The organism is Microcystis flos-aquae FACHB-1344 (assembly GCF_014698375.1).
GTDB classification, from domain to species: domain Bacteria; phylum Cyanobacteriota; class Cyanobacteriia; order Cyanobacteriales; family Microcystaceae; genus Microcystis; species Microcystis aeruginosa.
In genome coordinates, this window is sequence record NZ_JACJSW010000106.1 from 1 (window position 1) to 23,280 (window position 23,280).

Genomic DNA, 23,280 nt, shown 5'->3' on the forward strand with positions numbered 1-23,280 from the left:
GTGTAAGACAGTACATGGTTTTTTAACTGTGGTATGCGACGGTGGTGGAAGCAGAAACTTAAATCGTGAGGTTTAGGAATCGCCGCACTTTTAGGGCGGCGAGGATGTCAACAATGTTCCCTTCTTTAATGCCAAGGTGTTCTCTGAAAGCAGATTTAATTAACTCCTCTCGACGACTAGCTAAAAGCCTGTTCCACTGTCCAACTTTCATTCCAGAGAACTGTGTTCGATAAACACGCTTTTTAAAATCCTCAATTCCTGGATGTAAAATCCTGTCCATTTTGGCAAAATTATTGTCTAATCTATATTTGAAGCGAGTGATCAGTTCCCGCAAGAGCATTTGATACTCTGGTGTCGGCTTATAAAGCCTGCCATCATTTCCCCAAGAATTAACTATTTCTTCAGCTTGAAATAGTTCTTCGTCCGTTCCTTGAAATTTGTATCTATTCGTATTTGTTTGTTGCAAATTTGCTCTCCTTTGGCTTGTATCTTCGGGTTCTAGAACAAGGTAATCAGGAGGATTATGATAATGATCATCTCTCGCTTTAGCCACTGAAAAGCCAGAGACAACGCATACATCTAGAATCTTGGGTTTGCCATAAATTACCGCTTCGGGCAGCCAAGCTATTAGAGAAACGTAGGTTTGATCAAACTGAAAATGATTTTGACTATCTTTGAAACGGGCTGTTATTTCAGTAGCTAATGGGAACCATGCTTTTATTTCTAATCCTGGGTAGGCTGGATGCTACCTTAGTAAACAGCTTGACACCCCTAGTGTAGCGGACGGTATGGAGTCTTTGGTACAATGGCGAAGGTTACTCGCTGCTGCTGATCTGGAACGATAGAAAGTTTGGGCAGAAGTCAACACACTGCCTCAAACTCTGCTATGCTGACTACGTTGAAGATTATCGAGGTTGGCAAGAAACTATGAGGCGCAGTCAACGGGAACTAGAAGAACTTTTGAGCGATTCTCCTAGTTTAAAACCCTACTGGGAGCAAGTATTTTTAGATTGCTATGCCACGGCTTTAAAAAGCTGGCGAGATAACCCCGATTATCAATCCTTTAACTTTACCGATGATTGTCCTTTTCCCCCAGAAATTAGTCAGATTTTACAGAAAAAAGTTTGGCAATAAAATTATCTTTAAAAGTTTGTCAGTGGGGTTAGGACATAAGAATCAGTCGTCAGGAGATTATTTTTATTTATTCTTCCCACTTCATAATTCATAATTTATAATTCCTAATTCCTAATTCCTAATTCCTAATTCCTAATTCCTAATTCCCACTCCCTAACCCCTCATCCCTTCTACTGATAACCAATGCTCCCTACCGTTGAGACTTTAATTATTGCCGTCGAAAAAGCCGACTCAGCTAATGAGTTACTAACCGCCGTGGAAAATTTAGCCGCCGCCAAAAGTGAGGCGGCAATACCCACCCTTACCGATGTCCTGAGATATAATAACCCCGGTGCCTCCGTGGCAGCCGTGGACGGTTTAATCGCCATCGGCAAAGCGGCGGTTCCCTATTTACTAGCCAACCTAGACGGTTATAATTATGGGGCGAGAGCTTGGGCAACCCGCGCCCTAGCGGGAATTGGCGATGTGCGAGGATTGGACTTATTGCTTGATGCGGCGGTGAGTGATTTTTCCTTTAGCGTGCGGCGAGGGGCGGCTAGAGGCTTAGGAAATATAATTTGGTCTGATTTGGAGGAAAGTCGGGTTTCTGAGGCTCAGAATGCGGTTTTTGCAGCACTGGAGAAACTTTTGCAAGGGGATCCAGAGTGGGTGGTTAGATATGCGGCGATCGTCGGATTGCAGGGATTAGGAACTGCGGCGGCGGCATTTCGCGGGGCGATTCGGGAACTTTTAGGACAGATTCGGGAGACAGAAGCGGAAATAGTGGTAAGATTGCGCGCCGATCAAGCTCTGGAACACTTACAATAACCCTAAGTCACAAAGTAGAAAAACTTATTTCTCTACAGGGAGAAACAATTACACTAACATTCTATGAAATATTGGCAGGAAATTTTAGCGATCGCTCAACGAATTTTAGTGGAATTAATCCGGCGCGGGCGTAGCTTAATCCTCTGGGGCATTTTCCCGATCCTTGTCCTGCTCTTAAATGGCTATATTATGGCAGAAAAAGGCAAAATTGAGCTTGCTGAGGCAATGGCTCTGGCTACTCCTCCCACCCTCGTCGGGGCGGCACTTTTCTTTAGTTGTTTGGGGGGAACCGTGGCAACGGTAGTAGCAGAAAGGGAACAACAAACGATTAAACGGTTATTTTTATCGCCTTTAAGCGGTGTTTCCTATTTTATCGGCATTTTTCTCGCCCATTGTGCGATTGCCGCCTGTCAGACAGTTTTAGTTTATTCTATTGCTAAACAGTATGGAGCCACTTTTAAAGGCTCAATTCCTCTAGAATTATTAATTATTTTCCTTAGTATTACCGCCTATGTGGGTTTAGGATTTATCCTCGGTACTCAACTGGCGAAAAGAACCGAAGATGTTAATGCTTTGGTGGGAACTTTTGGGGTTCCTTTATTAATTTTAGGCGGCGTTTTTCTCCCCACTGCTTTATTCCCCGACAATATTCTATCTCTGGCTAAATATAACCCGATCTACCACATGAATGAAGCTTTAATTGCTGTTTGGGCAAAGGGCGAAAATCTGCAAGATATTAGCTCTCATTTTCGCTTTCTCTGTCTCTTTGCTTTAGCTATGGTAGCAGGTGGTTGGCTTACCTATCGACAAATGTTAAACCTTGAACGCCGACTGTAAATCAGTGATCAGTGATCGGTTATCAGTTAGGTAGGGTGGGTTAGGCGGAGACAAATTATCAGACTTAATCATTAATTTATCTATTCGCCGTAACCCACCATCAGTTATTCAGCTTCTTAGTTTTTCAGTGTAATTAGCCAATTTCCCTGTTATTCGTACTATTACCTAGCTGACGGCTGATGGCCTAAAAAAGCCTGACTATCCTTATTACTTTATTAAAAATGCTGACTATTAATAATGTCAAAAAAAATTACGGAAGACGCTTAGTATTAGATCAATTAAACTTTCATATTGAAGCGGGGGAAATTTACGGTTTACTCGGTCCCAATGGTGCGGGAAAAACCACCACTATTAACTTAATTTGTAATTTATTAAAACCCTCATCGGGAGAAATTACCTTTAATTATTTGCCAATTTCGAGAGTTACTAAAGAATTAATTGGGGTTGCCCCGCAGGAAAATTTGTTGTACAAATCCCTTACTTGTGAGGAAAATCTCAACTTTTTTGCTCAGATTTATGGACTCGATCGCCCCCAGCGTCGTCATCGGATCAAAACCAGTTTATCCGCAGTAAATTTGCTTGATCGCGCCCGTAGTCCGGTGGAAACTTTAAGCGGTGGAATGCAGCGCCGAATGAATATTGCCGTGGCTATTGTTCATCAGCCAAAATTATTAATTCTTGATGAACCAACTACCGGTTTAGACATCGAATCTCGCTATGAAATTTGGGATTTAATCGGAGAATTACGGCGACAGGGAATGACAATTTTATTAACTACCCATCTCCTCGATGAAGCACAGCGTCTCTGTCAACGTATAGGAATTTTAAAACAAGGTCGTATTATTGCCGAAGGTAATTTAAATCAGCTGCGTCAGCATATTCCTGCGAAAGAAATTATTATCATGGATACCCAGGATCAAGAAGCTGCAATAAATCGAGGTAAACAATTAGGATTTACTCCCAAATTTTACGGCAAAGATTTAGCTTTTTGGTTAGATGAACACCTAGAATTAAGCGAGATTATTCGGGCATTCGACGGCATTAATATTGATTCTATCGCCCGTCAGACCGTACAGTTAGAACATATTTATATGGAAATTATGAATCAATTTTGAACCAGTTTTTGAGAATTAAGGTTGATGATCGGCATTTTTTCGGTAATTTACCTCAATTGAGTTAAATCGCCGTTTTTAACCGTCATATTCTTGGAAAACTGAGGCGAGTGGGCTGTTCGACCATGACTTAATCAACAGAAATTCAAGTTAAAAATCTAGACCATCTAGGATTAGTAGCTGGAATTATAGATGAAATAGGAATCGTTGAAATTATTAACGAACAAGTATCAATGGGTTCCAGGAGAAATTGTCACAGCTGGGCAAGTCGTGAAAGCGATTATCCTGAACGGATTGGGATTTGTCTCCCGATCCTTGCATTTAGGGTCTGCTGAAAAAGTTTTTCGGTGGGGGTAGGGTGTAGGGTGTGGGGGATAGGGTGTAGGGTTTTACCGATTTTCAGGGGGTCAATTACCTAATTTTCAGGGAAAAAGTGCCTAAAGTTGGCTCTTCTGGTTTCTGTGTGGAAACGAGGTCTATAATGATAGTTTCTTCAGAAAAATAGTCCCAAAAGTCTTTCTCAGTAAACATTTCACGATTCCATAAGCAAAAATTATCACAGAAAGTCGAGAAGAGCCTAAATTTCCCCCCCGATCCCTCCAATGGCTGGCACTTTTTGATTTCAAAAAAGCCTAAAAATATTATCCAACAAGGTTTTTAGATTTATTCAGCCAACCCTATCTAGACATCATCTATATCTAGTTTAAAATGGGAAAGTCCTCAGCAAGATGGAGAATTTTGGGTAGAATTTGTAGATTATTTGTTTCTTACTGAGGACTAGATTAAGCAAAAATTCCCTCAACTGATTTTCAGTCAATAAAATTAACTACTTATTTTTTTTGATTTTGTCTAATTCCGCCAATAATACCGCTGCTTCCTATAAGAATAAGGGCAACGGTTAATGAAGGTTCAGGGGTACTGACAATGCGGATTTCTATCGGAAAAGAAAAATTAAAGATTTCAAATCCTTGATTTATGGATACACTAAAATCCTCCGGATCAAGAATATCTTCAGAAACTTGTTGAATTTTGCCTCCACCGGCCGCTACATCTTGTAAAAAAGCATCAGCTATTCCAGAAGTTATTTCATCTAAACCAGCGAATTTAGAAGGGACAGTAGGATTAGTAAAAAAGACATTAGGATTTCCAAAAATACTACCAGGATTATCATCAGCACCAAAAAAGATATCGGAATATCCTAAATTAATGATTTTTGTGTTTTGATAGAGCAAATAATACTCCACTGCCTCTGGATTAGCACCATAAATAAATTCTTCAACGCGAGAACCCTGACGACCAAACCAATCTTGTCCTAAAATATCTCCCCCTAAATTAAGAGCTTGAGTTACTGAAAAACCTTCTTTCTGCCCAAAACCATAACCAATATTACCTAAAGGGATATTATTGTTATTTAAGTAATTCATTAAGTTGGGAAAACTGGTTAGACTTTTAAGGGTTGCTGAACGGGTTGCACCTGTGGGATCTGGACTATGTTCTCGGCCTGTTGCATAATAGCGACTGTTCAGGTCACCACGAAAACCAATATGTCCAGCATCTGGGGCATTTCGATCTAAATTAGAGTAACCGACATATCCTTCATTTTGATTTTGATCTCCGAAAAAGAACAGTGTTCCATTGACGGAAAGAGGACGAGTTTCCAAAAATTCTAATCGATCATAATCAAATATTTGAGCTTGTACAGTTGTGGGTATCATCAAAACTGTTGTAGTCGCAGTAGCCAAACTTAACCATTTCATTAGAGAATTACTCATGAGCTTTAAACAATCCTATCTATAACTTGAGTAGAGGTTGGGGAACAAAAAAGGGGATTAGTGAATAGACATCTCCAATAATTCTTAGAACAGAGGCTCAAACCCTCACAGCGAGCCTATAGGAATATTTTCTGGAGATGTCTAATGTTTCTTTCTAAGAATACAAGCCGTTCCAACAGCCATTAAAAGTCCAAGTAAACTACTAGGTTCAGGTACAGAAGTAGTTTTTAAGGGAACAAAACCTCGATCTCCTCTGGCTTCTCCGAATTTTAAACCGGGGATTACACTGGCCACTTGATCAGCCGTTTCTTGAGTCAAAGCTGCATTAACAAGGAAATCACTAAATTTTTGGGTGAAAATTAATTCAATGGGTTCAAGAAACCAAGTTCCCGCTTCAACATCAACCGTTGGCGCACTAAACGTATTAACACTCAAGATTGGCACATTGGTTGTCACAGTATCGATGGCAAAAAATGAGAAATAATCCGTAAAAAATACCGATAATTCCCCTAATTCTAAGGGTGAGATCAAACTATATCTCGTGGGATCAACTGCAAAGGAAAAACCCCCACTAAATTCAATTGTTCCTGATGTTGGCAAAAAGGTATCGGTTTCTTGATCAAAAAGAAACTCAAAGGTAGTTCCGCGATTACCTAAAATAGTAGAGGGTGGAACAACTGGCCAAGCAAACTCATAGCCAGTAGCAGGGGGTACTAATTCGTCTATGTTTGATAAGGTTAAACCAATTGCTTCTAAAGATATCAAAGTAGTAGCATCAAGTCGAATACTTTCTTTCCCAGAGACAAAGCGATAGGGCAGAAATTCGGCTTTTGCAGGAGATGAAGATACAGTAAGGGTTGTTATCCCAGCTATTAATGAACTCAGTAGGGAGAAAACACTAACTTTGAGTTTTTGATGCTTTAATAACCTTTGTTGTTGGTTAACGCTAAAAAGTACACTTGTTGTTACTTGATTCATGTTTTAACTCCAAGATAATTCCTGCGGATTTTTGTAACTTAATTGACTCAATCAGGGTGAGAGCATCTCAAACGCTATTGACAATTGGCTAATTTTGTGATCCGCTTGCTGTGTGGGCATTTCAAGTGATACCAGTCAATCTGAATAGTGACGAAATCGACCCATTTGGTCGATTTTTGCTTAACAATTGAGATGGCCAATTCTCCTCAAATATACCTGAATCGTCTTCTGGGTAAGCAACTTACATAAAGTTCATTTTGTCAAGGATTGTTAAGATGCGCTTACCCTGATTGATTCAATTACCTAAGAGAACAATACAAGGGAGAACCATAAAGTTCCAGATTTTTTCCGAAAAATTTTGGTTTTATAGCCTTAGGTATTAAGCTTAGAACATTTCACCCTTCTCCAGTAAAAGAGGGGAAGAGGTGAGGGGACTTTCTTAATGGGACTTTGACATTTTTACAGGCTAAAAAAGGAAAACTATTGATAAATAAGGCTTTCACCCCTTTTTGCGATTATTTTTTTGTCAAAGTCCCATTTAGTAGCACAGAGGATAAAGTGCAGGGTTTTTGATATGTTACATTATCTGAAGTTTGCACTTTTTCCCTTTTGCAAAACATTACCCTTTTTTCAAATGTTCAACTAATTCAACCGCACAACCGATGCCACTTTCATGAAAGCCATAGGAATCAATGCCTCGTTTTTTGATGTGAAAATAAGTCCCTGAGAAGTAAATAGGGCCGGTTTCATTGAGTTGATAAATTTGTTTTTGGGCCTCTAGAGTATTCATGTCATAAGCTGGATGTCGATACTTAAGAATGCGGATAATTTTGTCTTCATCAATGGCGATAGGTGGGGTATCTAAGGAAACAAAATAATCTTTCTTGGCGGTAAAATTATGGACTTTGTTAGCATAATAAGTCACATAAGTATAAAGCTTTCCTTCTTTAGTTACTTGCCCATAATTCCAGGATTGCCATTTACTGCGATCGGGGTTCATAATAACGGGATCAGTGTGAACAGTGACGGCGGTTTCATTGTATTTAAAACAGCCTAATATTTGTTTTTCTAACGGGGTTGGTTCAGCCAGTATTTCTAAGGCTTGATCGGCATGAGTAGCGATGACAACTTTATCATAAACCTCTTCATCAGTGGTGGTTTTAACGGTTACTTTTCCGTCTTCCCTTTTTTGAATAAAAACCACTTCTTGTTCAGTGCGAATGGGTTTCTTTAAAGCATCTTTGACCCTTTCAACATAACGACTGCTTCCCCCTTTAACGGTTTGCCATTCGACCGTTTTTCCCCCCAACCCTCCTTGGTCATGAGTCATAAAAAAGCTGATAAAAGTTGAAGCGGGAAACTCCATTAATAAATCAGTAGGAATTGACCAAACGGCTGACCCCATTAGCATGACAAAGTTATCTCGAAAGGCTTGGCTATAGTTATTTTTATCTAGATATTCTTGCATAGAAATTCTCGTTTTTCCTTCCCAAAAATCAGCCCGTGCTTCTGAAAAAAAACGTTTAGCTTCTTGATAACAAGCGACTAATTCAGAGGATTGCTGACGAGCAAATTCTTCCATCGGCAGTTCTAAATCTAGGGAATTAAACTGCATTCCAGTATCCAAATTATAAAAATTAAATCCGCCTAAATGATCTTGAGTCTCTGCTCCTAAATCAGCAAAAAATTTCATCAAGTTGGGATAATTAGGTTTATTACAAACCACAAAAGCCGTATCAAAAGAAATGCGTTGACCATCTTCATCCAAATCTAAGGTGTGAGCATGACCGCCGACACGACTACTTTTTTCATAGACATCAACCTCATATTGATCTTGAAGATAATAGGCGATGGGAGAGCCAGAAATACCCGAACCAATGATTGCTAATTTTTCCATGATTTTGTCCTTGAATAAATTGTGAAGGTGGTTAATTAGTGTAGTTAAAATTCAAGAAACTTTCCTAACTATTCTCCGAAGAATGTTGATAGTCAGGATGGGACTTTTGGGACTGACTTAAACTCAGCAAAAATAAGACAAAAATGACTAACATTAATGAGAAGATATACCGAGTTCCCATCATGGTCATGACAATAGCTGATAGAATGGGACCGGCGGTACAACCTGCACTATAAATTAAGGTAAAGACAGCACTCCCGGAGGATAATTCATTAAGGGTAACGGTAGAACCAATCAGGGCTAACGATAAGGGAAAAATGGGACTCATTCCTACCCCAGAGACAAAAGCTAAAAAGGGGGTAATCATGGGATTTTCGATTAAAGATAAGCCAAAAACTGAAACAATTACAATAATTACACTACCGACTAAAACCTTAACTTTCCCCATCTTATCGGCTAAATGAGTAATAGGAACGGTTGAAATTAATCCGCCTAAAATAAACAAGCCAAAGATTAAACCCATGCGCTCAATACCATAGTTTTGTTCGAGTAAAAAAAGTGGATAAAGAGAAACTAAGGTGGCAACACTGAAGCCATAAGCAAAAGCTCCTTGTAGGGGAAGTTTGAGCTTTTGAATAATGCTAAAGTTGGGCTTTTGAAACTTAACCGTTTTCTCTGGTAATCCAAAAAAGACAACAACAATTCCACTTAAAATCAAGCCACTTCCTAATAAAAAAGTTATCTTAGGAGAAAGATTATAGGCGACTGCTCCCATAATCGGACCGATACCAAAACCTAAGCTAAAAGCTAAAGCATCTAAACCATTAACCATGGCTCGATTTTGATCATTACAAAAATAGTTAATAGCGGTTTGTCCAGAAATCAGATATAAACAACAGGCCAAACCCATAACGCCACGAATGATAAACCAAAGAGATAATTGAGTAGTAAAGGCAAATAGAGGTGCAGTTATTCCCATTAAAAGGAATCCTAACATCATGGTTTTTCTTAATCCAATTTGGCGAAGAATGCTAGCCACAATCGGTGTTCCTGCGGCAATGACAAAAAAGTAAAGAGTAGAATTTGCTCCAATAACAATATTGTCGTAACCCTTTTCTTTCATAAGGGTAGAAACAAAGGGATTAAATAACCCTAGGGAAATTCCCGATAAAAAGGCCACTAAATAAAGGGCGGGAAGTCCAACAGAAAAGGGAGAATTGGCATTTTTAGTCATCATGGGAAAATTCCAGCACAAGGTTTATAAGCGGGTTTTTAAAGAGGTGTGGGACGATAAAAATGATAGGGAGACGGAAGATTAACCCCCTGTAACTTCAGACTTTGCAGACGATAGAGATAAGCTGCACCGCGCATAATATGAGTTGCTACATCCACCACTTGACGATTTTCGGAAAATTCTAAATAAGTTCCTCGAACCCAATCGTTAAATGAACCCATCGCCGGACCACACCAAATTTGATAATCCATTGTTCGTTGTGGCTGTCCACTGGTTGCCCAACGAGAAGAAAGCCCTAAATACCAGCGAAAAATTAAAGCCATTTTCCGTTTAGGATTATTATTCGCTCGTTCAATTTGTTCGGGATCTCGCTCTTGAAAATAAGCAAGGGTTTCTTGCCAAACTGCCTCTAATGGTTTTTGGAAAATTTGCTTTTCTATGGTTTGACGAACCTCGGTCGGAATGGCATCAATTCCCTCATAAGTTTGATACAAATCATATAATTTTTGCGCGCGCATGGGGAATAAACTTCCCCGTTTTAAGAGTTGAACTTTCACCCCCATTTCAAACATATCAGCACAAGGGGCCATTACCACATCGGCCATTGCTGCTTGGGCTAATAATTGTTTGGTATGTTCAGATGTTCCCGCTTCAATACAAGCATGATTCACCGAACCCGTCACAATGTAACTCGCTCCCATCATAAAGGCTGCTAAAGCTGATTCTGGGGTACTAATGCCACCGGCCGCCCCCACTCTAATAGAACGCTCATACTGATATTGTTGTTGAATCTCATTGCGTAAGGCAATAATAGAAGGGAGAAGGCAAACCAAAGAACGATTATCTGTGTGACCACCAGAGTCAGCTTCAACGGTTATATCATCGGCTAAAGGAACTTTTTCAGCTAAAGTTGCTTGTAAGGCTGTAATTTGTCCCTGTTCAACTAAAGCTTTCAGCAGTTTAGGGGGAGCAGGTTTTAAGAATTTCTGAGCAACTTCGGTCCGAGAAATTTTGGCAATGATCTTATTTTGGGTTTCAATATCGCCTTGAGAATTTAGATGTAATCCTGATGCTCGGTAACGGACAATATGGGGGGTTAAATCCAGGTAAGCAGAGGCTTCAACAGTTCTTACCCCATATTTGAGGTAAAGTTCGACTGAACCCCGTTCTAGGGCTTCCTCTGAGGGGCTATGGATTAAATTGAAGGCATATCGTCCATTGGGTAAAGCTTCTTGAATGGTGTGAATGGCTTTTTCAACCCGTTGGGGAACTAACCCGGCTGCCCCAAAACTGGCTAAAAATCCAGCTTTTCCCAAAGAAATCACCAAATCTTCGGAAGCGATACCCCCGGCCATTGCACCGGCTGCATAAGCATAGTCTAACCCATGAAAGTCACAAAAAGCGCGATCGCCTAATTGTTGGGGTGATAGGGCATTAATCATGCTACGGGGCAGTATATCAGCATTAGGTTCGTGAGAAAGTCCTATCTGGTTATTTTTGACATATACATAACAAGGCTGCTCTAAATTGGCTAATTTTTCTCGAATTCCTTCACTATCAAAGGAGATAGATGGTTTAGGGGAGCTAGTAAGAGGGTTATGGCTAGTTAACATGGGGTTTATTTCTCCATTGTTGTTGACTTTAAACTGACGGAAAAGAAAGATGGGTGTTTACTATTCACTGGTAACTGGGGTGATCGCAGTTCGATGGTTAATGCACTAACCGAGTAGTCGAGATACACTGGTCTCTGTTCACTGTTCACTGTCTAATAGACACAGGGCGATGTCTTTAATTTCGTAAATTCTTAAGTCTTCTTTCCAAAGACTGGCATCTCCGATAATTGTGATTACATCATCTTCGACTCGAATATCGGAAATATGCACTTCTAAAGACATTAAACGATTTTCGGGTGTAATTTGTCCTCGATATTTCCAGGTAATTTGATGATTAATGGCTTGACCAAAACGCGGATTTTTGAAAGATTTGCCTAAGTCTAATTGCAGCGCATAAGTTTGCATAGCTTGAAGAATAGACTCAACGCCTAATGCACCAGGCATCACGGAATCTTGATAGAAATGGAAGGGAAAATACCAATCTTCGGGAGTAATTGATTGGCTGGCATAAATATATCCTTTTTGATACTTACCCCCATCTTGAATTAGGAAAACTTTTTCGATAAAATCAAGATAATTTTGAGAAAGACGATAATGGGGTTTTTCAGGATTTACTGAATAGAAGGTTTGGTGAGTTAAGGAATCTTGTAAATTAATTTCCTGTAGGGTTAAATCGGATAAATTATTCAGTTGATACCAAGGTTTAAGACGTTTTCCACCATCAAGTCCCACTTGATTCGCTAACACGGCTGTGCTAAAGTCTCCAAAGACCATATTTCCCCGATAAAAAGGCTCACCTTCACAAGATAACTCAAACTCAAACTTTTGAATAATTGCCCCTTGAATAGCGGTGGTAGAAAGGAGACGAACTTTATCCGTAATGGTTTTATTACGGAGGTCAATTTCTTTGAGAATTGTCCCCTGTCCATCTAAATTACGAAAATGAAGATCATCTTCTGGGAATAATAAAGTTGCTCCCATATAAACCCCTAAGAAAATACAAGGTTGACCGGCAATTTCAATATAAGTACAGTAGGGCAAAGTGGGATAGGCATTATGGTTATAAAACCAAGCATTTTCTTTGACATCAAATTCGGTAATAATTTCCGATGGTTTTTGCAATTCATGACGTTTACCTTCGATGTCTAATACCCGACTTACTAACTGAAACTCCCCATTAGGTAAACGAACCGATTGACGATTTTCATAAATATCGAATTCTGATCCCAAACAAGCAGCCACTGATCCTTTAGCAAAGGTTTTTAATTGGTTTTCATTAAATAAAACTGATGACTGTTTTGATAATTGGGAAATCTGGGGGAATGTTCCTGACTCAATGGGTTGAAAAATACTGGGAATAGTAGCTGTTTTTTCTACCAGTTGAACACCAATATTTTTAATAGTAGCAATGGTTTTTCCGCCAAAAATAACATCCACATTAGCCAGAAGATAAGGTTGAGGAGAAAGTCCAATTTCTAACACCTCCATTTGATATATTAAAGTTCCATGTTGGGGAGTCACTTGTCCCCGAAAACGGGCTGCTTGGGTTTGATTAGGAATCACCTGAAAACGAGCATCTTTCCTGTGAGTTTGTAACCCTAACCATAAACAGTAAAATTGCACCAGTTGGATACTTCCTTCAATCATTAAATTCCCCGGTAAAGTGGGGTCATTTTTAAAATGACAAGAATAATACCAGTCCTCAGGGGTGATCTGTTTTGATCCCACTGCTAACCCTAGTCCAGCTATTCCTCCTTGAGGATTTACCATTATCACTTTCTCTAACATTAAGAGTTTTTCTGGGGGTAATCTGAGGGAAGAATTTAAGCCATTTTGTTGATAGTTTTTCCCTAAACAAGCCTCAATATTTCCTTGACTTAGATTAAGAAGTTCTTCTTTTTTAAAGAATGACTTAGAACAAGTTAAAAGAGGAGTAAACTGTTGTCTTTTAATCAAGTTTCTTTCTTTTTCTTCAGCCTCTTTTAGCACAATTCCCTGTCCTTTTTCTAATTCTTCATCAGAAAAGAGTCCAGCACAACCGTCATGAAGTTTCATCCAAACTTGATCCCCAATTAACACCTCTCCTTGGAAGAAAATTAATAAGCTATCATCAGTTTTAACCGAAGAGGTGATCTTAACTCGACACCGTAACAACTTAACATTTTCAGGTTGTTCAAATAAGAAGGTTGCAGATAAATCTAATAAACGGAAAGAGCGTTTTCCTTGATTTTCAAAATCTGTCCCGATATAACTTAATAGCATCAGGAGTCCGTGGCCAGCTTCTTTACAAATTCCTACCGTTAATTGACCATCAACTGCATACCAAGCATCTTCTGGTACATCATATTCTGTTTCGATAAAACCTGATTTATAATCACCTAATTTTCCTTCTAATTGAGTCACCCGACTGACGAACAAAAAGGGAGGAGACGGCATTCTGACTCGTTGGGTATAATGATCAATGGGTTCATATTCTTGACCAAAAACCTTGCAGACTTTACCTTCAATAAATTCGAGAATCTCAGGTTGATCAAATAAACAAGGTTTAACGGTTTTAGGATGAGAAGAAATAACGCTTGTTCTTAAATGATCAACTGTAGAAATGGTTTGAACTTGGGAAAGAAGTTGAGGAGAAGACGCAACTAAAGCAGCGACTTTTTGAGAAGCAGTATTTTCTCGAATAATTGAATTTTGTTGCTCGGTTTGGGGTTCGATATTAGCTTTGGGTGCTGTGGTTAACACTGTCTTAAAAATCGCCTCTAAGGTTTCTGCTTCATCTGTTAAATAAAGAGGGGATAAGTCTAGTTCTACCCCATGACTGACTAATTGTGCTAACATCTTAATAATGGTCGCTAAATCATCAGCACCTCGACGATTAATACACAATGCAAGATGCTCTTTTTGACCAAGAGTTTCTGATATCCAACGAGAACAACTTCCTCCTGATCCTAATTCTAGAAAGATTTTCACTCCGTCTTGATAAGTGCGTTCAATTAAGCGAGGAAAATCTAACATTTTACACATTCCTTGACTTAAATGATCACCAATTTTCTCTTGTTCTAAGGTCAGAGAATCATAATGAGAAGAGGAATAAAAAATAGTATCAGGTGCTGTTCCCATTGTCACCGTATTTAGCTTAAGAAACTCATTGTATTCTGATTGCATAACTTCACAATGTAAAACCATATCAGAAGGCGAACGAAACCGATCACATTGTAATTTTTCAATCACCCGTAAACAACCTTGAGAATCTCCTGCGATCGCAACTTCTTGAGGGGTATTAATATGGGTTAAATAAACCTTACTTTCTGTTTTTAAACATTCTTGAACTGCTTCAGCTGTAGCCATTAAAACATAACTACTCCATGAATTTTCATCTATCGGTTGACCCCAAGATTCTGCAACGGCTTGTTTAGCTCCCATTAAACGGGTATGAAATAGGGGAGAAGAATGAACAAATTGACTTCCTTGATCCGCATTTGGCCACACTCCTAATGAATACATCATGGTACTTTCTCCCATGCTATAACCGAAGGCAGCATCAGGTTTAATCTTGAAATATTTCTGCATAATTTCGGTGAATAAAACCGCAAAACCTGTTCCCGTTTCTAAGAGAGATAAAGGGTTAGCAATGAATTGAGTTTCTAGGGTTTCTAAGTCTTGTTTAGAAAGGGGAGATTGACGGCGAGGATAAAGAGAGTTTGCTTGAAAAAAGGTAGCAGGATCACTAATTAAACTCTCTGCTCTCTCCCATAATCTAGGGAATAATTGAAAAAGATTTCTTCCCATTCCTAAATAGGAGCTAAAAGCACCCGGATAAACAAAAGCGACTTTACCCACTTTTCCTAACCGTTTAGGGGTAAAATAACTTCCTTGGGGACTTTTCCAAGGCTTTCCTGTATGAAAGGCTTTATCAATTCCTTTTTTAGCCTGTTTAATTTCCTTTTGTAAAGCTTCTTTGTTATTCCCAACAATTGCTACAACATAAGGAGATTGAGAATTCTGTTGAAACTGAATAAAATTCTCTTTGGCCAGATGGGGTAAGGAGAAACTGTTTTCAATACTCTGGGTTAAGTTATCAAGCTGACTTTGTAAAGATGAACTATCATTTCCAGCGAGGGGAAATAGATAAAATGACCCATAGGGTAAATAGCCATTATCGGGTGTACTTTGAGGAGTTGCTTCCGATAAAATTAAATGACTATAAGTATTGTTTTGAGTTGCTAAATTAAGCGCAGCATAGCGTTTTTCTTGTCCTTTTTCAAGAAACCAAGGAAGCGATACATCAGGTACATAAAAAGGACTATTTTGCCATTCTTGAGTAAGATTAGAAGTTAACAGTTGAGCGGAAACAGGAAGATAACGATTTTTTAAGCAAAGTGCTGTTTTAATTAAGCTAATTAAATCTTCAGTTATCCCTAAGTTATTATTATTCTCTTGGACTGTTCCGACTGCACAAGTTAGCTTATTATGATTAGCATAATAAGCTTCTAATAACCCTTGATCTATCTCTGTTGAGGAAACAGCTAAATAACCAATATCTGAGGGGTGAATCTTAGCATTTTCAAATGCTTGCTGACAACTTTGTTTAATCGCAACTGATGGAGAAGATAAGGGGTCAACTATTTTACTAAAGCTATCAATAATTCCGTAAAAAAGCGTACTATTATTGTTTGGGATTGTTTCATAATCTTTGAGGATTAAAGCTCCGCCAATAATAGACTCAGAATTCCTATTAAGCGCACTAATAATAACTGTATCAACTTCTTTGGCGGTTAAGAGAATTTGGGCTAATTCAAGAGACTTTAATAAAGAATCAGATCCTTGGGTTAATTGAAAGGGAACAATGGAACAATTCCATAATCTTTCCAATTGATAACTAATATTTTTAAGCTCAGTTTCTTGATTGTTGCTAATATTATTAGCAGTAATTAAAGCGACTTTTTTTCCTATCTTACAAGTACAATCTTTTAACCCTTGATCAGACATCTTTGATAGGATAGACCAAGAATGATCACTGATCGGTTTTTTAGAATAATCAAGGGAGTTTCCTTGATAAATTAAAGCTGATAGTTGTTGACTGGTTAACAGTTGATTAAAGAAGCCACTTAGTCCAGCGATCGCTAATTTGGAAGGTTTCATAATATCTCCTGTGAAAATGTAAATAGGGTATCAATTGAGAAAAAATTACAAGCAAACAGTATTCGATGAATTCACCGTATTGTTAAGAAACAAAACATTAAGACAAGAACTCAAAGTAACCTCCATATTAGTTGCTTCTAAATAAATTTTCCCTTGAGAATTATAAGCAAGTGCATTAGCAATTACCTTAGTATCACTATGTTCATTAATGGATAATTTGATCCAAAATTCTTGATTAAAAGGGAGGGAACTAAACTGCTCAAGCTCATTTAGTTTTAGGGGTAAACTACCAGAATTGTAGTGTTTTCTGACCCAAACTAAAAGACATTGAAACAAGAGATCAGCCGTATAAGAATTAAAGGATTGAACACTAAACTGTCCTTGATCTTGTGCAGAAATTCGAGGTAAGTAACAGTTAAAAACAAGTTCGTTTTTATTAATTTCTAAGATTTTCTTAATTCCTTGAAATCTGGGCTGATGAAAAAGAACTCCTGCTTGATAGGGTTGTAAATTAAGGAAAGATTCCGTAACAGTCTGAATACTTTCCTCAAGTTTTCTCTCAGCTATTACTTGTTTAGTAATATTAATAATCCCCCGATAATGATAAAGGGGAATTCCTTTAGCGGTTTCACTCCAAATTAAGGCTTCAAATTTAATTTCATCTTCTGTTTTATCAACTTCAGTCAGATCCAAACAATACAAATTAGCTAAACTTTTATCAAAGACAACTCCTTTAAGCACCTGATAGTTATGACAACTTAAAAAACGATATCCTTGATAAAGTTGTTCGCAACTATTAGTGATCCATGCTAACGCACACATCGCGGGTAAAACTGCATTTCCCCCAATGACATGATCATAAACGAAAGGGTTTCCTCGTAACGTCAACCGACGATATAAACGGTAACTATGCTTTTGCGGTGTAACCAGTTTAGGAGAAGGAGAAATAGGGTTGCTCATGACAATAATCTGAGGGGTTTTAGCTTGAGTTTGGGTTAATTCTTCCGCTAACATTTGCGCCCCTGTTTGTTGAGGAATAACCTTAATATTTTGCTGCTCAAACAACTGTTTAAGCTGTGGTGTCACCATTCCTCCATCCCAAGGACCCCACCCAATAGAAACAACATGACAGTTAGGATATTTTTGTTGAAGTAAATAAGCATACTTGTTCAAAATTTCGTTAGCTAAAGAATAGTCAGATTGACCGATATTGCCATAAAATGAAACAAAAGAAGAAAATAAGGCAATAAATTTTAATCGGTTAACTTCTAGGGAACCTAATAAACTATTTAACCCATCAATTTTGACACTATAAACCTTATCGAAATCCTGTTCAGTTTTGTTTTCAATTAATTTATCTGCTAACGTTCCCGCACCATGAATAATGCCCGTAATCTCTCCCCAACGTTGAATAATCGGTCTTAAAGTTGCTTTTAGTTGCTGTGAATCGGTAACATTAACACTGCAATACTCGGCTTTTCCTCCTACTTTTTCAATCTCTGATAAGGTTTGCTTAATTTCACGACTTTGACAGAGTTGTTGATAGAGTGATTGAACTTTTTTCGGAGTTGGTTTTTCATTTTGAGTTGTTAAATGTAGCATAATTTGCTTCTTTAACTCAGACTCATCTTGACAAGAAAGACTCCATTCAGGTTCAGTATCTAAAATTTGCGAACGACCTAATAAAATAAATTTACAATGATATTGTTGCGCCAAATAGATAACGCATTGAGCCGTAATTCCTCGGCCACCACCACTGACAATAACCACCGAAGATGAATTAAGTTGAGTATCATTAATCATGGGTAACATACCGTGTTAGTTGATAGTTAATAGTTGATAGTTGATAGTTAATAGTTAGTATAGATTAGCTAAAAATCAGAATTTATACCGTAATTTATTTAAATAAATATAATTCTGTAGGGGCGCAAGGCTCGCGCCCAGCTAATTTTATTCTAACTATTAACTTTTCCCTATTTACTGCTCAAAGAAACTAATTCACAAGTCAAAGTCATTCGACCTTTTGGGGTATAACCCACCTCTTGAATTAAGCTATTAGGATCATGCAATTCAGCTAAAACAATTTGAGCCGTTGTCATTTCATCTAAGTCGGGACTAATATCTAGAGCGCGACAGAAGACCGATTCCCACTCTAGATTTAAGGTTTTCGTTAAGCCAAATAAACCGCCACTAATAGGGCTAAATTCTCGTTTTCCACTGAGACCAAATTCTCCATCTAAACGGGTTAAGCTGAGAAAACAACTGCGTCCTTGACTGGCCGCTTGCGTCAGAGAAGATTTAAGATTTTTGGCTAGTAAAAACACTTGTTTAACAATCGCTTGATCAGGATTAATTGAAGTCTCTTGATCTTGATTAAACCCCTGAGAGAGAGGATGTAAATGAATAAATGTGCCGATCAGTCCACAAGTTTTAAATATATCTCCCAATTGTGCTTGTAAATGTTCTTCACTTAAATGATTGAGAACAAAATGTCGAACCCCCGCAGGAAGAGAAGAACGCACAGGAATAAGGAATTGAGGGAAACTGAGAACCACAACTTGCCAGCCTTGGTTTAGCAAACTTTGAGCAACTTGGGCAGTAGTAGATGAACCATCATCGGTCACCAAACAGGTTTGATCAGGGGTTGAGGGAAAATCCCAATAATCTGGTGCAGCAAGGGGCTTCAGTTTCATTTGATAACGTCCAATATCACCGTGTTTTCGATGGTTAGACTGGGTAGAGGTAACAACTAAGCTATTTTTTTTTCTGTCACCATCATTTTCTCCCTCAAGTACTGAACAATGTGGGCTAGGGTACGTTTTTCTGCTAACGCTTCAGGGCTAAGTTTGGGCAACCCAGAGAAAGCTTCTTGCAGACTTCCCATGATTTCTACCCGTTTGATCGAGTCAATGCCTAAATCTGCCTCTAAATCCATTTCTAATGCCAACATTTCCGTAGGATAGCCTGTTTTTTCACTGACAACCTCTAATAAGGCTTGACTCAGCGCATCATCTTGAATGGAGTCTAAAGAAGGTTCGCTCACTTCTGACACAGGTTCAGGTGTAGAGATGGGTGCAATGGGTTGACGAGGTTCTAAATAGTTGACAATGGGGGAAATGTGAACGGGTTCAGGTTCGGGAGTCGGTAAGGGTTGAGGTGCAGTGTTTAAAGGTTGAGGTTCTAGAGTTCGTAAGGGCTGAGGTTCAGACTTAAAAGGGGTAGGATCAGGAAAGCTAACAGAGGAAACCTCTGAATTTGGCCGATCAAATTTTGAATTCTCCGAAGCAGCAGCCGCCGCAGAGAGCTCGTCAATTTGAGCAACTGCTGTCATCTCTTTTTGTTTGAATAACTGCAACACTGACTGAAAACTCTGGGATTGATGTTTAATATACTCTTCGTGAACCTTGGCAAGACTCTGTTGATATTGGTTGAATGCTTGTAAAAGAGGGTTGATGTTGTTAGAAATAGCGTTGTTCATAGTCATGGTTACAGTTTGATCTCGAGAAACAATAGATAAATTGAGTGTTGGAATTTCCTCTGAAAGAGGCTGAGAATCAGAAGGATAAGGGTTGACGGAAGGAATAGAGGCTAAAATTTCCTCGTTTTCCGACCCTTTCACTTCCTCACACTTAGATTCAACCGTTTGGAAATCAACTGAAGGTTCTATTTCCGCAGGTGAATCAGGTTGTAATGCAGCTCCGATCAAAGCTTTGGTTTTATCGCTGATGTAGTTGGTTGCATTCAGCTTAAGGGTCATACCTTTGCGTTTGCTTGAAGGAGTCTTCACCGTCAAAGCTGCATTTTCCGGATCGTTTAACGGTAAACCTAAAACTCGAAGCTGCATTACTCCTTGTGAGAGTTGAACATCACTGTCCTTTTGCCGACTGGGGTTGAGTGCAATGGCCAGATGAGGGCGATCGCCTAAGATCTGTTTAACTAAGTTAGTGAGAATTTGGCGCGGTCCAATTTCCACAAAGCAATATCCGCCTTGAGCATAAATATTTTCAATTTGTTGGACAAACTGAACCGAATTCAACAACTGAGCTTCTAAAAGCTGACGCATCCCCGATAAATCTTTGGGATAAGGGGCTGCCGTCACATTAGCGTAAACTGGAAGTTGGGGCGCATGAAACGTCACTTGATCCAACGCTTTCCCAAAGGGTTGACTAGCATGACGTACTAGAGAAGTATGAAAAGCAGCAGACACGGGTAAAGGCGTAACCTGATAGCCTTGAGAGCTTAAAATCTTCTCAATAGTGGCAATTTCTGAGGCTAATCCCGATAATACCACCTGTTCAGGTGCATTATAGTTAGCAATCTGCACATTGGCCATTCCTTCAACCCATTGCGCTATCTGAGATACTTTCCCCGTCACCGCTAACATCGCCCCTTGAGGGGTTGCTCCTTTCGGTGCGGCCATAGCCTGGCCTCTAGCTTGGATCAAGTAATAATAATCGTCGTCGGTGAAAACGCCTGCGGCCCAGAGTGCGGTTAATTCCCCAAAACTGTGACCGGCCACAAAATTTGGCTTAAATCCCGTCTTTTGCAACGTTTTATACAGTCCTACACTGAAAGCCCCGATCGCAGGTTGAGCATTTTCCGTCCGTTGCAGTAAAGAGGTTTGCCGTTTTTCGTCCACCTCGTTAAAGGTAGGAATCGGAAATACTCCTGCTGAAAGGGGCGTTAAACCCGCTTTAGCTCTCAATATGTCCAATTTTTGATAAGCGGTTTGGATTTCTGGCAAATTTAGGGCAATTTCTCGACCCATATTCAGGTATTGAGAACCTTGGCCGGGGAACAATGCTACGACTTTTCCCTCCAGTAATAACCCCGTCTTACGGTAATAAATACCTTGGGGATGTTCCCATGCCTCTGCTTGAGGCTGTTTTTGCAACTGTTTAACGGCTGCTTGCAGTAATTTAATAGCTTCCGCCAAGGAAGTCGCGACAAAGCCCACTCTAGCAACCTTTAAGGGAAGTTGAGCCGATTTGCTTTGATTTTGTAGTTCAATATAAACTTGTGACCCTTGGGGAGATTGCAACTGTTCTAGAGCTTTTTGACAAATTTGCCTTAATTCTTCAGGATTTTGACCCCAGAGTAAAATTGATTGGGGACGGTGATGAATTCGATTTTCTCCTTGGGGTAATTTGGGCGTATATTCTTCTAACACCACATGATAATCTGTTCCCCCAAAGCCAAAGGAACTAACCCCGGCCCGTCTCGGTGTCTTTCCTTTGGGCAACCAAGGACGGGTTTCGGTGTTGAGATAAAAAGGCGAGTCTTCAATCTTAAATTTAGGGTTGGGTTCGGTAATGTTAATGGTAGCAGGAAGAATTTTATGATGTAAGGCCAAAGTCGTTTTAATTAAACTTGCAGCACCCGCCGCCGCCTTGGTATGACCAATTTGAGATTTGACACTACCCAGAGCAATCGTTTGCTTTTCTGCGTTATTTTCGCTAAAAACCTCATTCAGGGCTGTAAATTCACAAAAATCTCCTGCTGGTGTTCCAGTACCATGGGCTTCAACTAACCCCAAGGTAGCGGGAGAAAATCCCGCCTCTTGATAGGCGCGCCGTAAGGATCTAACTTGACCTTCAGGACGCGGTGCATAGATACTTTTAAAACGACCATCACTAGCAGTCCCGATGCCTTTAATCACTGCATAGATGCGATCTCCGTCTCGTTCTGCATCCTCAAGCCGTTTAATCACCAGCATTCCCAATCCTTCCCCTACCATCATGCCATCGGAGGTAGCATCAAAGGGATTGAGACAATCTTTCTTAGAAAAAGCTGGAGTTTTGCTAAAACACATATAGTTAAGGATGGAATTATCCGTGTCAAAGCCCCCTGTAAGCATCATGTCACAACGGCCTTCAATTAATTCACTGATCGCCATTTTTAAAGCACTTAAGGAACTCGCACAGGCTGCATCCACCACACAATTAGTTCCTCCTAAATCAAAGCGATTAGTAATACGACCTGCTACGACGTTTGGTAACATACCGGGGAAAGAATTTTCTTGCCAAGGCACATAGGCAGCCTTCATATTTTCGATAATTTTGTCGGTTTGTTCTTGAGATAAACCACTTTTTTGGCAAATTTTCTTCCAGAGAGGATATTGCAGACGACTGGTTAAGGGAGTAATGCTTTTCCAGAGTCCGCTTCCTCCTAAAATAACCCCTGTTGTTTCTCGATTAAACTCTTTTCCTTGGTTATAACCCGCATCTTCTAAAGCTTGTTTAGCCATCACTAAACCAAGTAAATGAGCCGAATCTAAAGCTTCTAACGTATCAGGTGGCAGACCAAATTCTAAGGGGTCAAAATCAATTTTAGGCAAAAAGCCCCCCCATTTAGCATAGGTCTTATCTGGTGCTTTCGGGTCTGGATCATAGTAATCTTCTAAATTCCAGGCGCTTTCTGGAACTTCAGTGATTCCATTCACTTTACCGAGAATATTTTCCCAATATTCCTGTAAATTTTTGGCTTTAGCAAATAAGGCCGACATTCCAATAATAGCGATCGGTGTTTTTTGTAAAGCAGTTAGGCTAGAGGTTGAGGATTGAGCAGACATTGTAGGTGTGTTCTCCAATCAATAATATAGCAGTCTGTAGAGACAACGAATAGTTCTTAAAGAATGAACAAAGAATTGTTTGATTCCCTTTAGCTTCAGTTTAGGCAGAGTTCCCCGTTTATACAATGGATGATCTACTCTCACAAATGGATGATTTTTAGTAAGCGTTCGGGGGGGGAAAAA

Annotated in this window: 13 protein-coding genes and 2 pseudogenes; 5 read left to right on the forward strand and 10 right to left on the reverse strand. The window is 39.3% G+C overall.

Translation table 11 applies throughout. The features are described from left to right. Positions 1-58: 58 nt before the first annotated feature. Positions 59-466, reverse strand: coding sequence for a hypothetical protein (locus H6G48_RS26220; protein WP_242034587.1), 408 nt, complete (start codon positions 464-466; stop codon positions 59-61). Positions 467-870: 404 nt separating this feature from the next. Between H6G48_RS26220 and H6G48_RS08700 the strand changes: the two are divergent. The 5 genes and pseudogenes from H6G48_RS08700 to H6G48_RS08720 form a co-directional block, all read left to right on the forward strand. Beyond that, a pseudogene (locus H6G48_RS08700) lies at positions 871-1,134 on the forward strand (DUF29 family protein); the annotation flags it as partial. A gap of 183 nt (positions 1,135-1,317) precedes the next feature. Then, on the forward strand, positions 1,318-1,941 hold the full coding sequence (locus tag H6G48_RS08705; protein WP_190721039.1) for a HEAT repeat domain-containing protein: 624 nt from the start codon (positions 1,318-1,320) through the stop codon (positions 1,939-1,941). A 63-nt stretch (positions 1,942-2,004) separates the two neighbouring features. Then, positions 2,005-2,778, forward strand: coding sequence for an ABC transporter permease (locus H6G48_RS08710; protein WP_002761938.1), 774 nt, complete (start codon positions 2,005-2,007; stop codon positions 2,776-2,778). A 221-nt stretch (positions 2,779-2,999) separates the two neighbouring features. After that, positions 3,000-3,893 (forward strand): ABC transporter ATP-binding protein, encoded by an 894-nt coding sequence (locus H6G48_RS08715; protein WP_002761936.1) that lies wholly within the window; start codon positions 3,000-3,002, stop codon positions 3,891-3,893. A 140-nt stretch (positions 3,894-4,033) separates the two neighbouring features. Beyond that, positions 4,034-4,214: pseudogene (locus tag H6G48_RS08720) on the forward strand (DUF4277 domain-containing protein); the annotation flags it as partial. 506 nt (positions 4,215-4,720) lie between these two features. On the opposite strand, the gene H6G48_RS08725 reads toward H6G48_RS08720, so the two are convergent. The 9 genes from H6G48_RS08725 to H6G48_RS08765 form a co-directional block, all read right to left on the reverse strand. Continuing rightward, the gene (locus tag H6G48_RS08725; protein ID WP_190721042.1) at positions 4,721-5,662 is read right to left on the reverse strand and encodes a PEP-CTERM sorting domain-containing protein; all 942 of its coding nucleotides are present in this window, start codon (positions 5,660-5,662) and stop codon (positions 4,721-4,723) included. A 141-nt stretch (positions 5,663-5,803) separates the two neighbouring features. Beyond that, positions 5,804-6,640, reverse strand: coding sequence for a PEP-CTERM sorting domain-containing protein (locus H6G48_RS08730; RefSeq protein WP_190721045.1), 837 nt, complete (start codon positions 6,638-6,640; stop codon positions 5,804-5,806). A gap of 619 nt (positions 6,641-7,259) precedes the next feature. Further along, complete coding sequence (locus H6G48_RS08735; RefSeq protein ID WP_190721048.1) at positions 7,260-8,537, reverse strand: NAD(P)/FAD-dependent oxidoreductase; 1,278 nt, start codon at positions 8,535-8,537, stop codon at positions 7,260-7,262. Between the two features lie 64 nt (positions 8,538-8,601). After that, positions 8,602-9,774, reverse strand: coding sequence for an MFS transporter (locus H6G48_RS08740; protein ID WP_190721051.1), 1,173 nt, complete (start codon positions 9,772-9,774; stop codon positions 8,602-8,604). Positions 9,775-9,809: 35 nt separating this feature from the next. Beyond that, positions 9,810-11,384, reverse strand: coding sequence for a PfaD family polyunsaturated fatty acid/polyketide biosynthesis protein (locus H6G48_RS08745; protein ID WP_190721054.1), 1,575 nt, complete (start codon positions 11,382-11,384; stop codon positions 9,810-9,812). A 138-nt stretch (positions 11,385-11,522) separates the two neighbouring features. Continuing rightward, positions 11,523-16,526, reverse strand: a complete 5,004-nt coding sequence (locus tag H6G48_RS08750; protein ID WP_190721058.1) for a short-chain dehydrogenase — start codon at positions 16,524-16,526, stop codon at positions 11,523-11,525. Between the two features lie 45 nt (positions 16,527-16,571). Further along, positions 16,572-18,329, reverse strand: a complete 1,758-nt coding sequence (locus H6G48_RS08755) for an SDR family NAD(P)-dependent oxidoreductase (RefSeq protein ID WP_190721061.1) — start codon at positions 18,327-18,329, stop codon at positions 16,572-16,574. A 170-nt stretch (positions 18,330-18,499) separates the two neighbouring features. Continuing rightward, the gene (locus H6G48_RS08760) at positions 18,500-19,219 is read right to left on the reverse strand and encodes a Rossmann-fold NAD(P)-binding domain-containing protein (protein WP_190721064.1); all 720 of its coding nucleotides are present in this window, start codon (positions 19,217-19,219) and stop codon (positions 18,500-18,502) included. A 56-nt stretch (positions 19,220-19,275) separates the two neighbouring features. Beyond that, positions 19,276-23,097: a type I polyketide synthase gene (locus tag H6G48_RS08765; protein ID WP_190721067.1), complete on the reverse strand. Its 3,822-nt coding sequence runs from the start codon at positions 23,095-23,097 to the stop codon at positions 19,276-19,278. Positions 23,098-23,280 lie beyond the last annotated feature (183 nt).

Excerpts from the sequence above, each read along its gene's own strand:
- H6G48_RS08740 (WP_190721051.1), bottom strand. The coding sequence starts at position 9,774 with ATGATGACTAAAAATGCCAATTCTCCCTTTTCTGTTGGACTTCCCGCC.
- H6G48_RS08755 (WP_190721061.1), bottom strand. The coding sequence starts at position 18,329 with ATGATTAATGATACTCAACTTAATTCATCTTCGGTGGTTATTGTCAGT.
- H6G48_RS08765 (WP_190721067.1), bottom strand. The coding sequence starts at position 23,097 with ATGTCTGCTCAATCCTCAACCTCTAGCCTAACTGCTTTACAAAAAACA.
- H6G48_RS08725 (WP_190721042.1), bottom strand. The coding sequence starts at position 5,662 with ATGAGTAATTCTCTAATGAAATGGTTAAGTTTGGCTACTGCGACTACA.
- H6G48_RS08750 (WP_190721058.1), bottom strand. The coding sequence starts at position 16,526 with ATGAAACCTTCCAAATTAGCGATCGCTGGACTAAGTGGCTTCTTTAAT.
- H6G48_RS08710 (WP_002761938.1), top strand. The coding sequence starts at position 2,005 with ATGAAATATTGGCAGGAAATTTTAGCGATCGCTCAACGAATTTTAGTG.
- H6G48_RS08705 (WP_190721039.1), top strand. The coding sequence starts at position 1,318 with ATGCTCCCTACCGTTGAGACTTTAATTATTGCCGTCGAAAAAGCCGAC.
- H6G48_RS08730 (WP_190721045.1), bottom strand. The coding sequence starts at position 6,640 with ATGAATCAAGTAACAACAAGTGTACTTTTTAGCGTTAACCAACAACAA.
- H6G48_RS08735 (WP_190721048.1), bottom strand. The coding sequence starts at position 8,537 with ATGGAAAAATTAGCAATCATTGGTTCGGGTATTTCTGGCTCTCCCATC.
- H6G48_RS08745 (WP_190721054.1), bottom strand. The coding sequence starts at position 11,384 with ATGTTAACTAGCCATAACCCTCTTACTAGCTCCCCTAAACCATCTATC.
- H6G48_RS08715 (WP_002761936.1), top strand. The coding sequence starts at position 3,000 with ATGCTGACTATTAATAATGTCAAAAAAAATTACGGAAGACGCTTAGTA.
- H6G48_RS08760 (WP_190721064.1), bottom strand. The coding sequence starts at position 19,219 with ATGAAACTGAAGCCCCTTGCTGCACCAGATTATTGGGATTTTCCCTCA.